12 protein-coding genes are annotated in these 14841 nt (G+C 66.2%); 2 read left to right on the top strand and 10 right to left on the bottom strand.

Going from position 1 to position 14841, the window contains the following annotated elements:
• Nucleotides 1-5: 5 nt before the first annotated feature.
• The 4 genes from sdhA to BMZ02_RS02370 form a co-directional block, all read right to left on the bottom strand.
• Nucleotides 6-1796 (bottom strand): succinate dehydrogenase flavoprotein subunit, encoded by a 1791-nt coding sequence (gene sdhA / locus BMZ02_RS02385; RefSeq protein WP_091639603.1) that lies wholly within the window; start codon nucleotides 1794-1796, stop codon nucleotides 6-8.
• Nucleotides 1797-1801: 5 nt separating this feature from the next.
• Nucleotides 1802-2182 (bottom strand): succinate dehydrogenase, hydrophobic membrane anchor protein, encoded by a 381-nt coding sequence (gene sdhD / locus BMZ02_RS02380; RefSeq protein WP_091639601.1) that lies wholly within the window; start codon nucleotides 2180-2182, stop codon nucleotides 1802-1804.
• The gene (gene sdhC, locus BMZ02_RS02375; RefSeq protein WP_091639599.1) at nucleotides 2182-2574 is read right to left on the bottom strand and encodes a succinate dehydrogenase, cytochrome b556 subunit; all 393 of its coding nucleotides are present in this window, start codon (nucleotides 2572-2574) and stop codon (nucleotides 2182-2184) included. Before sdhC ends, sdhD begins: the two co-directional genes overlap by 1 nt.
• Before the next feature lie 186 nt (nucleotides 2575-2760).
• A complete protein-coding gene (locus BMZ02_RS02370; protein ID WP_091639597.1) occupies nucleotides 2761-2943 on the bottom strand; it encodes a DUF1674 domain-containing protein in 183 nt (60 codons plus the stop codon).
• A 100-nt stretch (nucleotides 2944-3043) separates the two neighbouring features.
• On the opposite strand from BMZ02_RS02370, the gene ygfZ reads away from it, so the two are divergent.
• The gene (gene ygfZ, locus BMZ02_RS02365; RefSeq protein WP_171909775.1) at nucleotides 3044-4093 is read left to right on the top strand and encodes a CAF17-like 4Fe-4S cluster assembly/insertion protein YgfZ; all 1050 of its coding nucleotides are present in this window, start codon (nucleotides 3044-3046) and stop codon (nucleotides 4091-4093) included.
• A gap of 7 nt (nucleotides 4094-4100) precedes the next feature.
• On the opposite strand, the gene lysS is transcribed toward ygfZ, so the two are convergent.
• From lysS to BMZ02_RS02335, 6 genes are all read right to left on the bottom strand, one after another.
• Nucleotides 4101-5600 (bottom strand): lysine--tRNA ligase, encoded by a 1500-nt coding sequence (gene lysS / locus BMZ02_RS02360; protein ID WP_091639594.1) that lies wholly within the window; start codon nucleotides 5598-5600, stop codon nucleotides 4101-4103.
• 14 nt (nucleotides 5601-5614) lie between these two features.
• Nucleotides 5615-6713 (bottom strand): peptide chain release factor 2 gene (gene prfB, locus BMZ02_RS02355; protein WP_139209144.1). Its coding sequence is split into 2 segments (ribosomal slippage): nucleotides 5615-6637 and nucleotides 6639-6713, totalling 1098 coding nucleotides; the frame shifts between segments, so codons are not numbered across the junction.
• 56 nt (nucleotides 6714-6769) lie between these two features.
• A complete protein-coding gene (gene hrpA / locus BMZ02_RS02350; protein WP_091639592.1) occupies nucleotides 6770-10672 on the bottom strand; it encodes an ATP-dependent RNA helicase HrpA in 3903 nt (1300 codons plus the stop codon).
• 10 nt (nucleotides 10673-10682) lie between these two features.
• Entirely contained in the window at nucleotides 10683-11255 is a 573-nt protein-coding gene (locus tag BMZ02_RS02345; protein ID WP_091639590.1) for a metallophosphoesterase family protein, read from the bottom strand.
• Nucleotides 11256-11265: 10 nt separating this feature from the next.
• On the bottom strand, nucleotides 11266-11871 hold the full coding sequence (gene thrH / locus BMZ02_RS02340) for a bifunctional phosphoserine phosphatase/homoserine phosphotransferase ThrH (RefSeq protein WP_091639589.1): 606 nt from the start codon (nucleotides 11869-11871) through the stop codon (nucleotides 11266-11268).
• A gap of 142 nt (nucleotides 11872-12013) precedes the next feature.
• Nucleotides 12014-12958, bottom strand: a complete 945-nt coding sequence (locus BMZ02_RS02335; protein WP_091639587.1) for a 5'-nucleotidase — start codon at nucleotides 12956-12958, stop codon at nucleotides 12014-12016.
• Nucleotides 12959-13090: 132 nt separating this feature from the next.
• Between BMZ02_RS02335 and BMZ02_RS02330 the strand changes: the two genes are divergently transcribed.
• Nucleotides 13091-14773 carry an isovaleryl-CoA dehydrogenase gene (locus BMZ02_RS02330; RefSeq protein ID WP_091639585.1) on the top strand — a complete coding sequence of 561 codons (1683 nt, stop codon included), beginning with the start codon at nucleotides 13091-13093 and terminating at the stop codon, nucleotides 14771-14773.
• Nucleotides 14774-14841: the final 68 nt, after the last annotated feature.

Raw genomic sequence — 14841 nt, 5'->3', positions numbered from 1 at the left:
GTGGATCAGTACACCCGCGCCTTGGGCGGGAAGACCTCCACCTCGTCGGTCAGTGTGGTCATGTGCACAGGCCGGTAATCGATCTCGGTCTTGCCCTGGGTATCCATCCAGGAAAGCGTGTGCTTCATCCACTGGTCGTCGTCGCGCTCGGTGTAGTCTTCCCGGGCGTGCGCGCCGCGGCTTTCGGTGCGGTTGCGCGCCGACTGGATCGTGGTGACCGAGCAGCCGAGCAGGTTGTCCAGTTCCAGCGTCTCGATCAGATCCGAGTTCCACACCAGCGACCGGTCCGATACCGCCACGTCTTCGAAGGACGCGAACACCTCGTCCATTTTCTGGCACCCCTGCTCAAGGGTCTCGCCGGTACGGAAGACGGCGGCAAAGTTCTGCATGACGCTCTGCATGTTGTCGCGGATCCGCGCCGTGGGCTGACTGCCGTTGGCGTTGCGCAGACGGTCCAGGCGGTTGAGGGCGAAGTCGGCCGAATCCTTCGGCAGCGGGCGGTGGTTCGGGCCCTGTTCGTCCACCAGTTCCTTGGCACGCAGGCCGGCGGCGCGCCCGAACACCACCAGGTCCAGCAGCGAGTTGGAGCCCAGGCGGTTGGCGCCGTGAACGGAGACGCACGCCGCCTCGCCAATGGCCATCAGCCCCGGCACAACGGCGTCAGGGTTGCCGTCCCGCAGCGTGACCACCTCGCCCTTGTAGTTGGTGGGTACGCCGCCCATGTTGTAGTGCACCGTGGGCAGCACGGGAATCGGCGCCCTGGTCACATCCACGCCGGCGAAGATCCGGGCGGTCTCGGCAATCCCGGGCAGGCGCTCGTTGATGACGTCCGCGCCGAGATGTTCCAGGTGCAGGTTGATATGGTCCTGGTTCGGGCCGACGCCCCGACCTTCCTGGATCTCGATGGTCATGGAGCGGCTGACCACATCGCGGGAGGCCAGGTCCTTGGCGTTGGGCGCGTAGCGCTCCATGAAACGCTCGCCCTCGGAGTTGGTCAGGTAGCCGCCTTCGCCGCGCACACCCTCGGTGATCAGGCAGCCGGCGCCGTAGACACCCGTGGGGTGGAACTGCACGAACTCCATGTCCTGCAGCGGCAGGCCGGCGCGCAGCACCATGCCCATGCCGTCACCCGTGCAGGTGTGCGCCGAGGTGCAGGAGAAATAGGAACGGCCGTAGCCACCGGTGGCCAGCACCGTCTCGTGGGCGCGGAAACGGTGAATGGTGCCGTCATGCATGTTCAGGGCGATCACGCCCCGGCATGCGCCCTCTTCGTCCATGATCAGGTCCAGGGCGAAGTATTCGATGTAGAACTCGGCTTCGTACTTCAGCGCCTGCTGATAGAGCGTGTGGAGAATGGCGTGACCGGTGCGGTCGGCCGCAGCACACGTGCGCTGTGCGCGGCCTTCGCCGAAGTGCGTGGTCATGCCGCCGAAGGGGCGCTGGTAGATCTTGCCCTCGTCCGTGCGCGAGAAGGGAACGCCGTAGTGCTCCAGCTCGATGATGGACGGGATCGCCTCGCGGCACATGTACTCGATGGCGTCCTGGTCGCCGAGCCAGTCGGAACCCTTGACGGTGTCGTACATGTGCCAGCGCCAGTCGTCTTCCCCCATGTTGCCGAGCGCCGCCGACACGCCACCCTGGGCGGCGACGGTGTGACTGCGCGTGGGGAACACCTTGGTGATGCAGGCCGTCTTCAGGCCCTGGTTCGCCATGCCGAAGGTGGCACGCAGACCGGCACCACCAGCGCCGACCACCACGACATCGTAGGTGTGATCAATAATCTCGTAGCTGGACATTGCGTTCAGCCTCCAAAGGCAATGCTGAGCACGGCAAGGATGCCGGTGAGCGCCAGCACCGCAGCCAGTAATTTCACGACAACGAGGCCGGCGATCTCAAGCGCCTTGTTGTCCACGTAGTCTTCCAGAACCACCTGCAGCCCGAGCTGCGCGTGATAGAAGGCGGCGGCGATCAGCAGGATCGCAACGCCTGCGGTGAACGGTGAGCCGATCCACGCCCGGGCTGCTTCGTAGTCACCACCCGCGTTCACCGCCAGGGAAAAGGCAAACCACAGCACCAGCGGAATCAGTGCGACGGCCGACAGGCGCTGCACCCACCAGTGGTGCACGCCGTCCTTCGCGGAGCCAAGCCCGCGCGCGTCCTTGACCGGAGTTCTAAGACTCATTACGCACCCCCAGTGGCAAAGGCCACGATCCACACGAGAACGGTCAGCCCGACGGCGCAGGCAATCACCGCCTGCCCGGAGCGCTTCGCGGTCTCCAGCTCAAAGCCCTTGCCCGCATCCCAGAACAGGTGCCGGATCCCGTTGCACAGGTGGTAGAACAGCCCGAGGCTGAACAGGAACAGAATGATCAGGCCGAGCCAGGACCCCAGCACCGCCTGCGCCCGCTCGAACGCATCCGGGCCGCTCGCCAGGGAGACCAGCCAGTAGATGACCAGGAGCGAACCGATGGAATTCGCTACGCCCGCCATACGGTGGGAAATGGACAGTACGGCGATGAAAGGCAGCCGGTAGATCTGCAGGTGGGGGGATAGCGGTCGGTTATCGCTTGGCATTGTGACTCGCTCCGCGTGGGCCAAAAGCGGCAGTTAAACTAAACTGTCCTCCCGGGCGATGCAAGGCAGCAATTCCCGGAAGCACTTCGGGTGAATGATGGATCCGTGAAGCGGCGGCAGTTTACAGCCGCCCCGGGGCGTGTGCCCTGAACGGGGTCACGCATCCCGGAGATCGGCAGACTGACTTCAGAAGTCCGTGCAGCGCCCCCCTTTCTCCCAGTCCCCGTAGCGCGTGGGTTCCGGGCCCGTCTGACCACCAAACTCTTCCGGCCAGGTGCTCGGGTCTGCGGGATCTGCCGTGTTATCCTGTTGCACTGACTCTCCGGCGGGGCCGGACGTGGGGGTAGGCGTTTCCTCAGGCGTCGTCATGGCATTTGCCTCCGCAGTTCATGAATCCCCGCGATTATGCCACATCAACAGGTGATTACGGCACTGCACAATGAGTGAACAAGCATCCGACGCGAACGCAATGGATTGGCCTGCCCTGCTTCAGATCCACGGCGCCCGGTACGACGACAGCGCACTTCTCGACTTTGGAGACGCCACGGCCGAGCAACATGCGGCCCTGGGAGATGGCGGGGTCATGCCGTTGCCGCACCAGGGCGTGATCCGCGTGGTTGGCGATGATGCCGCCGCGTTTCTCCACGGTCAGCTGAGCCAGGGCATCGAGGATCAGCCGGTGACGGAAGCCCGCCTGGCCGGTTATTGCAATCCGAAGGGGCGGCTGCTGGCCGTGTTCCGCGTCATTCGACTGGACGCGGACGATTTCCTGCTGCTGGCCGACCGCAGCCTGATGGACGGGCTGGTGAAACGGCTTCGGATGTTCATTCTCCGGTCCAGGGTGGCGCTGCAGGATTTCACGCCCCATGCGGCCGTGTTCGGGGCCACCGGGTCCGGCGCGGCGGCCATCAGTGAAGTGGCCGGCACCCTGCCGCAAGGCACCGGCACCGTCGTGCATGCGGGGGACACCTCGGTGGTGAACCTGGGCGGAGAAAAAGAGCGCTTTCTGATGGTCACCCACGCCCGTGATGCCGCCGGCGTGTGGGAAACCCTGGTGGCGGCGTCACGCCCGGTCACGCCGCAGGCGTGGACCCTGTTGCAGGTCCGCGCAGGGGAACCGGCCGTGGTTGCCGGCACGGCGGAGCATTTCGTGCCGCAGCAGCTGAACCTGGATCTGGTGGACGGCGTCAGCTTCAGCAAGGGCTGCTACCCGGGGCAGGAGGTGGTGGCGCGCATGCACTACCGCGGCAAGCCCAGCCGACGCATGTTCGGGCTCACGGCACCGGGGGAGATGGTCCCGCACGCGGGAGACAGCGTGCTCACGGCCGACGGCGCATCGGCGGGTGAAATCGTTCAGGCGGTCGCTGGTCCGGCCGGCATCGAGGCGCTGGCGGTGCTCCGCCTGCAGTACCGCGACCGGCAGGATCTCCGCATCGCGGATCAGCCTGCCGGCTTTGCGCAACTGCCCTATCCGGTGCCGGTCACACCGGAGTCCGACGAGGCCGAGGCGGGGGGCTGACCGCCCCTCAGACCTCCGGTCGCATGGCCGGGAACAGCAGCACGTCGCGGATGGACGCCTGATCGGCGAAGGCCATCACCAGCCGGTCGATGCCGATCCCCTCCCCCGCTGTCGGCGGCAGGCCGTACTCCAGGGCGCGGATGAAGTCGGCGTCGTAGTGCATCGCCTCTTCATCACCGGCCTCCTTCTCCGCCGCCTGGGCCCGGAACCGCTCGGCCTGGTCCTCGGCGTCGTTGAGCTCGGAGAATCCGTTGGCCACCTCGCGACCACAGATGAACAGCTCGAAACGCTCCGTGACGAACGGGTCGCTGTCCTTGGGGCGCGCCAGCGGTGAGACTTCCTTGGGATAGTCCACGATGAACGTGGGCTCGCGCAGCTCGTGCTCCACCGTCTCCTCGAAGATCAGCGTCTGCAGCTTGCCGAGCCCGGCACCGCCGTCCACCTGAATGCCCAGCCGCTGGGCAATGCCGCGAGCGGATTCCAGGTTGTCCAGGTGCTCCGGGCTGATGTCCTGGTTGTAGCGCAGGATGGCGTCACGCATGGCCAGGCGCTGGAACGGTTTGCCCAGGTCCAGCGTCTCCCCCTGCCAGGTGAGCTCGGGGCTGCCCTTGAGGTCCACCGCCAGGCCGCGCAGGAGTTCCTCGGTCAGGTCCATGAGATCGTTGTGATCCGCGTAGGCCTGATAGAACTCCAGCATGGTGAACTCGGGGTTGTGTCGCGTGGACACGCCCTCGTTACGGAAATTGCGGTTGATCTCGTAGACCTGTTCGAATCCGCCCACCACCAGCCGCTTGAGATACAGCTCCGGCGCAATGCGCAGGTACAGCGACATGTCCAGCGCGTTGTGATGGGTGATGAACGGCCTTGCCGCCGCGCCGCCGGGGATCTGCTGCATCATCGGCGTTTCCACTTCCAGGAAGCGCCGTGTGTTGAGGAAGTCGCGGATGTACTGGATGATCCGGCTGCGCACGTGAAAGACGTCGCGCACGTCCGGGTTCATGATCAGGTCCACGTAGCGCTGGCGGTAGCGCGCCTCCTGGTCCTGGAGGCCGTGGTACTTCTCCGGCAGCGGCCGCAGCGACTTGGTCAGCAGCTGGATGCGGTCGACGCTGACACTGAGCTCCCCGGCGCGGGTCCGGAACAGCGTGCCCTCGGCGCCGATGATGTCGCCCACGTCCCACTTCTTGAAGTCCTGATAGACACCCTCGGGCAGATCATCCCGCCGCACGTAGAGCTGGATGCGGCCGGTCATGTCCTGCAACTGGGTAAAGCTGGCCTTGCCCATGACGCGCTTGGCCATCATGCGCCCGGCCACGCGCACGCGGACGCCCTCCGCTTCCAGGGTGTCGTTGTCCCGCTCGCCGTGAGTGGCGTGCAGATCCGCCGCCAGTGCATCCCGGCGGAATCCGTTGGGAAATGCCTCGCCGGATTCCCGCCAGGTCTGGAGCTTCTCGCGGCGCTGGGCAATCAGCTTGTTCTCGTCGATGTCCGGGTTGTCGTTGCTCATGCTCGCTCGCTTGGTCAGGCGTCCGCCTTGAGGCTGGCTTCGATGAAGCGGTCCAGATCGCCGTCCAGTACCGCCTGGGTATTGCCGATCTCGACGTTGGTGCGCAGGTCCTTGATACGGGACTGATCCAGTACGTAGGAGCGGATCTGGCTGCCCCAGCCGATGTCGGATTTGTCTTCCTCGGCTGCATCCTGCGCCTGGCGCCGTTTCTGCATCTCGAACTCGTACAGCTTGGCGCGCAGCTGGTTCATGGCCGTGTCACGGTTGCGGTGCTGGGAGCGGTCGTTCTGACACTGCACCACGATGCCCGTGGGTTCGTGGGTGATGCGCACCGCGGACTCCGTGGTGTTGACGTGCTGGCCGCCGGCGCCGCTGGCCCGGTAGACATCGATGCGCAGGTCCGACGGGTCGATCTCGATATCCACGTTGTCATCGATCTCGGGAGACACGAACACCGCGGCGAACGAGGTATGCCGGCGATTGCCGGAGTCGAACGGCGATTTGCGCACCAGCCGGTGCACCCCGGTTTCGGTACGCAGCCAGCCGAAGGCGTAGTCACCTTCGAAGCGGACCGTGGCGCTCTTGATGCCGGCGACATCGCCCTCGGAGAGTTCGATGATGTCGGTCTTGAAGCCCTTGCGCTCGCCCCAGCGGAGATACATGCGCAGGAGCATGTTGGCCCAGTCCTGGGCCTCGGTGCCGCCGGAGCCGGCCTGGATGTCCAGAAACGCGTTGCTCTCGTCCATCTCCCCCGAGAACATGCGCTGGAACTCGAGCGCCTGCACCGTCTGCTCGAACGCCTTCAGGTCCTTCTCGACGGACGTAATGGTGTCTTCGTCGCCCTCTTCCTGGGCCATGTCCAGCAGCTCGTCCACGTCGGCAAGACCGGAGCCGAGCTCCTCGAGGCGGTTGACCACGTCCTGCAGGCGCGAGCGCTCGCGATTGAGGTTCTGGGCTTCCTCGGGGTTGTTCCAGATGGTCGGGTCTTCCAGAAGTCTCAGGACTTCTTCCAGGCGCTCCTTCTTGCCCGGGTAGTCAAAGATACCCCCTCAGCGCATCGACGCGCTCGCGCAGATCGGCTGCCTGAGTGTACAAGGGGTTGATTTCCATAATGCGCATACCGTCAGTATTCGGAAAGGAGCGCATGGTACTACAGGGGGCGGGAAGTGTCAGCGTACCGCCTGCCACTGCTGGCGCAGCCGCTTTTCCGATGCCGGTGTTGCCGTGCCCAGGTGCTGGGCGAACAGGGAAATGCGGAACTCTTCCAGCAGATGGCGGAACCGGTGCAGCTCCGGGTCGACGATGCCGTCCCGTTCGTGGCGCGCGGCGCGCTCCACCCAGGCCTCCCACCACGGCCTGACCTGATGGGTGCGCTGGGCGTCGCGGCGCGGGTCCTCCCGCTGCTTTTCCACCCGGTGCTGCAACCCGTCCAGATAACGCGGCAGATGGGCCAGCAGCTCACTGCGGTGCGCCAGCAGAAAGCCGGGGAATACCAGGTGGTTCAGGTGCTCGTTCATGTCGCGGAAGCTGTCCATGCCCTCCAGCCCCCGTGGCTCCTTGAGCGCCTTCTTCAGCCCGTGGTAGCGCTCCAGCATGCGTGCGACCCGGCGGGCAAAGCGCTCCCCCTCCTCCACCAGCTGTCCGCGACCGGCCTCGAGCATGGCCTGGAAGGCTTCCGCGTCCGCGGGCAGTGGCTGGTCGCCGATGAACACGGCATCCACCACGGCGTCGATAATGTCATCGCGCAGGGCGTCACTGCCGCCGAGCCCGCGGTATTGCAGGGCCATCTGCTGGAACCCCGGCAGATTGTCACGCAGATACTGGACCTGTTCGCGCAGCTGCAGGCGCAGCAGTCGGCGGACACCACGGCGGGTACTCTCGTCGGCCGCTTCCGACGAGTCCAGAATGCGCAGGGCGACGGTATTACCCGCGTCCACCAGTGCGGGGTAGCCGCGCACGGTGACGCCATGCTGCTCGAACTCGACGGTGCGCGGCAGCGCGTCGAAGTCCCAGCGGGTGATGTGCTCCCGCTCCCACTGGGGGTCGGGGGTGGCCACCTGGAAGCCCTCGCTGGCACGGTCCCCCAGCGCCTGCTGCAACGCGGCCAGATCCCGTCCCCGGCTGATGACCTCGCCTTCCGTATCGAGCACCTGGATATTCATGATCAGGTGATCGGGCAGCTCCACCGCGTCCCAGGTCTCGGGCGGCACATCAACGCCGGTCATGCGATGGAGCTGACGGCGCAGGGCATCGGTGAGCGAGCCGTCCGCCGGGCTGATGGCGTCCAGTGCCGCCCGGGCGAAATCCGGGGCCGGCACGAAATTGCGACGCAGGGCCTTGGGCAGGCCGCGGATCAGGGCCGTGACCTTCTCCTCCACCAGCCCGGGGACCAGCCACTCCAGCGGGTCGGGGCGTAGCTGGTTGAGCGCGGCCAGCGGGACCTGCAGGGACACACCATCGTCCGGGTGTCCGGGCTCGAAGTGGTACTGCAGTGGCAGGCGCAGATCGCCCACCGCCAGTTGTTCCGGATACCGCTCCGCGGTCACCGTGGCCGCATCATGCTGCATCAGCGCCTCGCGGGTGAGATACAGGCGGCGCGGATGGGTGCGTTCGTCCTGTTTGCGCCAGTGCTCGAAACTGCGCAGGTCGCTGATGCCCTCGGGGACGCGTTCGGCATAGAAGGCGTAAAGCCGATCCACGTCCACCAGGACATCGCGCCGACGCGATTTGTCTTCCAGGGCCTCGATTTCCGCGATCAATGTCCGGTTGTGCTCGAGGAATGCGCCCTTGCTGTCCACGCGGTCTTCGGCGAGCCCCTGGCGCAGGAACACCTCGCGGGCGTCCGCGCTGTCGACCCGGCCGTAGTCCACCTTGCGCCCGGTCACCAGGGGAAGGCCGTAGAGGGTCACCGTTTCATAGGCAGTGACCCGGCCGCGGCGCCGGTCCCAGTGCGGCTCGTTGTAGGTGCGTTGCACCAGGTGACCGGCCAGCTGTTCCACTTCGCGCGGATCGATGCTTGCCACTGTGCGGGCAAACACCCGCGAGGTCTCGACGATCTCGGCTGCGGCGATCCACTTGGGCCGCTTTTTCGCCAGCGCGGAGCCCGGGAAGATCGTGAGCTTGAGGTTGCGCGGGCCGATATAACCCTGCTCGTCGCTACGCATGGCGACGTTGCCGAGCAGGCCCGCAAGCAGCGCCCGGTGGATGGGCAGGTAATCGGCGGGTTCCGTGTTCGGACGCAGACCCATCCCGGTGACCAGTTCCTTGAGCTGCCGATGGACGTCGCTCCACTCCCGCATCCGCAGCGGGCTCAGGAAGTGATCCCGGCACCAGCGATCGAGCTTGTTGCGCGACAACGCCTTCTTCGAGGCCTGGTAGGCAGCCCAGAGGTGCACGTAGGCGAGAAAGTCGGAGCGTTCGTCGCGCCACTGGGCATGGGCCTGATCCGCCGCCTGCTGCGCTTCAAGGGGGCGCTCCCGCGGGTCCTGGATGCTGAGCGCCGAGGCGATCACCAGGATCTCGGCCAGCGATTGCTCCTGGTTTCCGGCCATCAGCATGCGCGCAATGGTGGGGTCCACGGGCAGTCGCGCCAGTTGATGCCCGAGGTCGGTCAACTGCCACTGGCCGTCCACGGCGCCCAGTTCATGGAGCAGGCGATAGCCGTCCTTGACGTAGCGTGAGTCCGGCGGCTGGATGAAGGGGAAATCCTCCACGGCCCCGAGTCCCAGGTGGCGCATCTGCAGGATCACGGCGGCGAGATTCGTGCGGACGATCTCGGGGTCCGTGAACGCGGGGCGTCCCAGGAAATCGTCTTCGCCGTAGAGCCGGATGCACACGCCCGGCGCCTCCCGGCCGCACCGCCCGGCGCGCTGATTGGCCGAGGCCTGGGAGATCGGCTCGATGGGCAGCCGCTGCACCTTGGTGCGGAAGCTGTAACGGCTCAGGCGCACGACGCCGGTGTCCACCACGTAGCGGATGCCCGGCACGGTCACGGAAGTTTCCGCCACGTTGGTGGCGAGCACGATGCGCCGCCCGGCGTGGGACTGGAATGCGCGCTGCTGCTCCGCGGCACTCAGGCGCGCGAACAGCGGCAACACCTCGGTGCCGGGCGGATGGTGTTTGCGCAGCGCTTCTGCCGTCTCGCGGATCTCCCGCTCGCTGGCGAGAAAGACCAGGATGTCGCCGGGCCCTTGCCGGGCCAGTTCGTCCACGGCATCGACGATGGCGGTCTGCTGGTCCCGGTCACGGTCGTCCCCGGATTCGCCGGCGAGCGGTCGGTAGCGGACCTCGACAGGATACGTCCGGCCCGAGACGTGCACGATGGGGGCATCATCGAAATGCCGGGAGAAGCGCTCCGGATCGATGGTCGCCGAGGTGATGATGACCTTGAGATCAGGGCGCTTCGGCAGGAGCTGCTTGAGGTAGCCGAGCAGGAAGTCGATGTTGAGGCTGCGCTCATGGGCCTCGTCGATGATGATGGTGTCGTAGGCGTCCAGGGTGCGGCCCCCCTGGATTTCCGCCAGCAGCATGCCGTCCGTGACGAGTTTCACGTGAGTCCGGTCACTGACCCGGTCGGTGAACCGGATTCTGTAGCCCACGGCCTCACCGACCTCGCTGTGCAGTTCCTCGGCGATACGGGTGGCCAGGGTCCGGGCAGCGAGCCGGCGAGGCTGGGTGTGGGCGATCATGCCGTCCACGCCGCGGCCGAGCTCCAGGCAGATCTTGGGCAGCTGGGTGCTCTTCCCGGATCCGGTTTCGCCGCAGACCACCACCACCTGGTGCTTGCGGATCGCCTCGGCGAGCGCCTCCCGGTGGTCATTGACCGGGAGATCCTGGGAGAAGTCCGGCACTGGAAGGCTGGCGATGCGCCGCTCGCGCAGTGCCACGGATGCGTCCATGGCACTGCTCAGTTGCTGCAGCCCGCGGTCGTAGGGTTTGCCACTGGAGGCACGCCGACGCAGGCCCTGCAGGCGCTTGCGGAACCCGCGGCGATCAGCCGCCAGCGTCTTGCCGATACGCTCGGCGAGCGTGTCCAGGCTATTGGTATCGCCGTTGGCGCCGCCGCCGGTCATGGACTCCGGACTAGTCCGCGACCTGCGCACGCTTGCGCTGGCTGTCCCGGTTCGGGTACTTGCGCGTGGGCAGCTGAACCGCCTCGATGCCCCACTCCCCTTCGCTGCAGGTCAGCAGCAGGCAGGACGGTCCGCCATTGGTGCGCGTACGGCCGGCAGCCCCGGGGTTGAGAATCCACGGCGTCTCGTCGCAGTCCATGGTGAGCTTGTGGCTGTGGCCGTAGATCACCGCTCGCGCCTCGGGGTACTGGGTGCGCAGGTGGCGGTGGCGCTCGCTGAGGGAGCGACCGTCATCCCCGTGGGTTACCACCAGCACCCCGCCGGGCAGGTCCAGCTGTGCGCTGGTGGGCAGGTTCTCGAGGAAGTGCATCTCGGATTCCGCCCACTTGTCCGGCGTGTCGTTGTTGCCGCGAATGGCGAGCACGGACGTGGAGGGATTCAGGGAACACAGGACGTCTGCGCCGCCCACATCGCCCGCATGGACCGCATGATCGCATGCGGCGACGCGTTCCGCGATGCGCGGGTCGAGGAACCCGTGCGTGTCGGCGAGAATGGCGACGCGGGTGGTCTGTGCTTCAGTCATGGTTCGGTAATCAATCCTGGAACGCGCGTTCGATTGCGTTCTTGAGCGCGGAATAATCCCGGGCAACCGGGAACTGCGGAAAATCGTCGACCACGTTCTGCGGCGGTGCAAACAGCACCCCGGTATCAGCCTGCCCGAGCATGCCGGTGTCATTGTATGAATCCCCGGAGGCGACAACCCGGAAATTGAGCCCCTGAAACGCCGCCACGGCCGCACGCTTGTGATCGCGCATGCGCAGCCGGTAGCTCATGATGCGCCCTTCCGGGCTGGTCTCCAACTGGTGGCAGAACAGCGTCGGCCAGCCGAGCTGGCGCATCAGGGGACGGGCGAATTCATAGAAGGTGTCTGACAGGATCACCAGCTGGTAACGCTCGCGAATCCAGTCAAGGAACTCCACGGCCCCCGGGAACGGCCGGACATCATTGATCACCGCCTCCAGGGCGACCATACCCAGATCATGCTCATCCAGGATACGAAGCCGCTGCTGCATCAGCTCGTCGTAATCGGGGATATCCCGGGTCGTCGCCCGCAGCGCATCGATACCCGTGCGCTCCGCGAGATCGATCCAGATTTCCGGAACGAGCACCCCTTCAAGATCGAGGCAGACAATCTTCAATGCGCCAACGCTCCCTGCAATGGGTTGAACTGGGGGTGGTCCCCGGGGAAAATCGCGCACACCCTATTCGTTTTTCGCCCGCCCTGCAAGGCGACGTGGAACGGCGCCATGCGGCGCTATTCCGTACGAAAGGGTATCGTCATCAACCGCTGCGAACGGTTTCCGACTCCTCGGGTTGCGGCGACTGGTTGGCAACACCGTGCGGGACGTGGCCTGTCGCAACCTGCTGGCTGGCGATTTCACAGTGCCCCTGCTGGTCGTCGAAGAAAATGTCGGCGCCGAACGCGGCCAGGAAATCCGCTTTCGCCAGCCCGCCCAGGAACAGGGCCTCGTCGATGCGGATATCCCAGTGCCGCAGGGTGCGGATGACGCGCTCGTGCGCGGGCGCGCTGCGCGCGGTAACCAGGGCGGTCCGGATCGGGTTGGTATCCCCGGCTGCGGTTTCGCGGCGCTGGAGCTGGTGCAGGGCCGCGAGAAAAGACTTGAACGGCCCCCCGGGCAGCGGAGAGCGGGCCTGGGCTCGCTCGCTGGCGGAAAACGCCTCGAGCCCGGACTCCTGGAAGATGCGCTCGGCGCTGTCGCTGAACAGCACCGCGTCGCCATCGAACGCGATACGCACCTCCCGCTCCTCGTCGGAGCCGGCATCCCGTTCAGCGGACGGCAGGATCGTGGCGGCGGCATAACCGAGCTCCAGCGCCTGGGCCACGTCGTTGGGATCGGCGGACAGGAAAAGGTGCGCACCGAAGGCCGGGATGTAGCGCCAGGGGCGCTCCCCGTTGGTGAACGCCGCCCGGGTGATGCCCAGGCCGTAGTGCTCGATGGAGTTGAACACGCGCAGCCCGGTGTCGGCGCTGTTGCGCGACAGCAGGATGATTTCCACGCCGCCATCGGTCCCCTCCAGGCGCAGCAGCTTGCGGACCAGGCTGAACGCCACCCCCGGCGCCAGGATCTCGTCTTCGTGCTCGCGCTGGAACTGGCAGTAGGCGTCCACACCCTCCTCCATGAACACCCTGTGACTGTCTGCCATGTCGAACAGGGCCCGGGACGAGATTGCCACCACCAGCTTGCCATCAAATGACACCGGCATCGCGGTTGCCTCCGGTTGCGGATTCCGTTATTGCCTCGCCGATTACGCAGGAGCATCATCGCATATCAGAACAGGAACGCGCGCCCGGTGGTGTTGCACGCGCCGGAGCACGTGCCGTCCCGAGGAGGAGCCATGGCCGCAAACAACGCGCACAACCTGCCCACGGCCACCCTGTGGAAGACCCACGACGTCACCAATCAGCCACCGCCCTTCGAGGGGCGCAACCTGTATGCCGCCGACACCGTGCTCCGGGACGCCGTCCACCGTGAGGGCGGAAGCTGGGGTGAGGATCAACTCCACCAGTATGGCGAACGGGTTGGTGGTGCGCTCTGGGAGGCCGGGTTCGACGCCAATCGCAACCCCCCGGAGCTGCACACCCACGACCGCTACGGCCATCGCGTCGACCAGGTGACATTCCACCCGGCCTACCACCAGCTCATGGACGCGGCCATCGGCAACGGCCTGCACGCCCTCTCCTGGGACCAGGACGGGGTCGGCGCACAGGTGGTGCGTTCGGCACTGATGTATCTCCACAATCAGGCCGAGTCCGGCACCATGTGCCCCGTCACCATGACCCATGCCGCAGTACCCGCCCTGCGTCATCAGCCGGACGTGGCGCGGATCTGGGAGCCGCGTATTCTCTCCCGCCAGTACGACGCCCGCTTTCTGCCCCCGGAACAGAAAACCGGCGTGACCCTGGGCATGGGCATGACCGAGAAACAGGGTGGCTCGGACGTGCGTGCGAACACCACCCAGGCAATCCCGGTCGGCGCCGAGGGGCCGGGGCGGGACTACGAGCTGATCGGCCACAAGTGGTTCTTCTCCGCACCCATGTCGGACGCCTTTCTGGTGCTGGCGCAGTCCCGTGGCGGCCTGAGCTGCTTTCTGCTCCCGCGCTGGTGCCCGGATGGCAGTGTCAACGCCATTCGCATCCAGCGCCTCAAGGACAAACTCGGAAACCGCTCGAACGCCTCCAGCGAGGTGGAGTTCCTCAATGCGCACGCGGTCATGGTGGGTGAGGAAGGCCGTGGCGTGGCCACCATCATCGACATGGTCGCGCAGACCCGCCTGGACTGCATGATCGGCTCCGGAAGCCTGATGCGCCATGGCCTCGCCCACGCCATGCACCACTGTGCCCACCGCAAGGCGTTTGGCAGCACGCTACTGAAGCAGCCCCTGATGCGTAACGTGCTGGCGGACCTCGCCCTGGAGGTGGAAGGCGCCACGGCGCTGACCTTCCGCGTGGCCGCAGCCCTCGACCGCCAGCAGGACGATCCCGCCGAGGCGGCATTCGCACGCATCGCCACCGCGCTCGGCAAGTACTGGATCTGCAAGCGTGCAGCAGGACACATCACCGAGGCGCAGGAGTGCCTGGGTGGTGCCGGTTACGTGGAGGAGCACGTGCTGCCCCGGCTCTACCGTGAAGCACCGGTGAACGCCATCTGGGAAGGGTCGGGCAACATCCAGTGTCTGGACGTGCTGCGCGCCATGCAGAAGAGCCCGGAGACGGTTCAGGTGGTGATGGACGAACTCCGGCAGGCGCGCGGTGAAAACCGGCACCTCGATGCCGCCATCCAGCGAATCGAGAGCCGCCTCGGCGGCAATGCGGAGCTGCCGATGGAGGCGCGCGTCCTGGTGGAGGATCTGGTGCTTGCTCTGCAGGGCGGGCTGCTGGTGCGTGCGGGGCGGCAGGCCGTCGCCGATGCGTTCTGTGCCGCACGGCTCGGACCGGAACGCACGCTACTCTACGGGGGGTTGCCTGACGGGCTCGATACCGACATCATTCTCACTCGAGCCTCGCCGCAGGAGGCGTGATCTTCCGCGGCTCTTTGGCTGTCGTCGGCCGCGATGGATCGCGGTAAACTGGGAAGGTCGGCCGGGCA

It is taken from the genome of Aquisalimonas asiatica (genome assembly GCF_900110585.1).
In the GTDB taxonomy this organism is placed as follows: Bacteria; Pseudomonadota; Gammaproteobacteria; order Nitrococcales; family Aquisalimonadaceae; genus Aquisalimonas; species Aquisalimonas asiatica.
The sequence above is the reverse complement of the archived record's forward strand: the minus strand, read 5'-3'. Positions and strand labels throughout refer to the sequence as shown.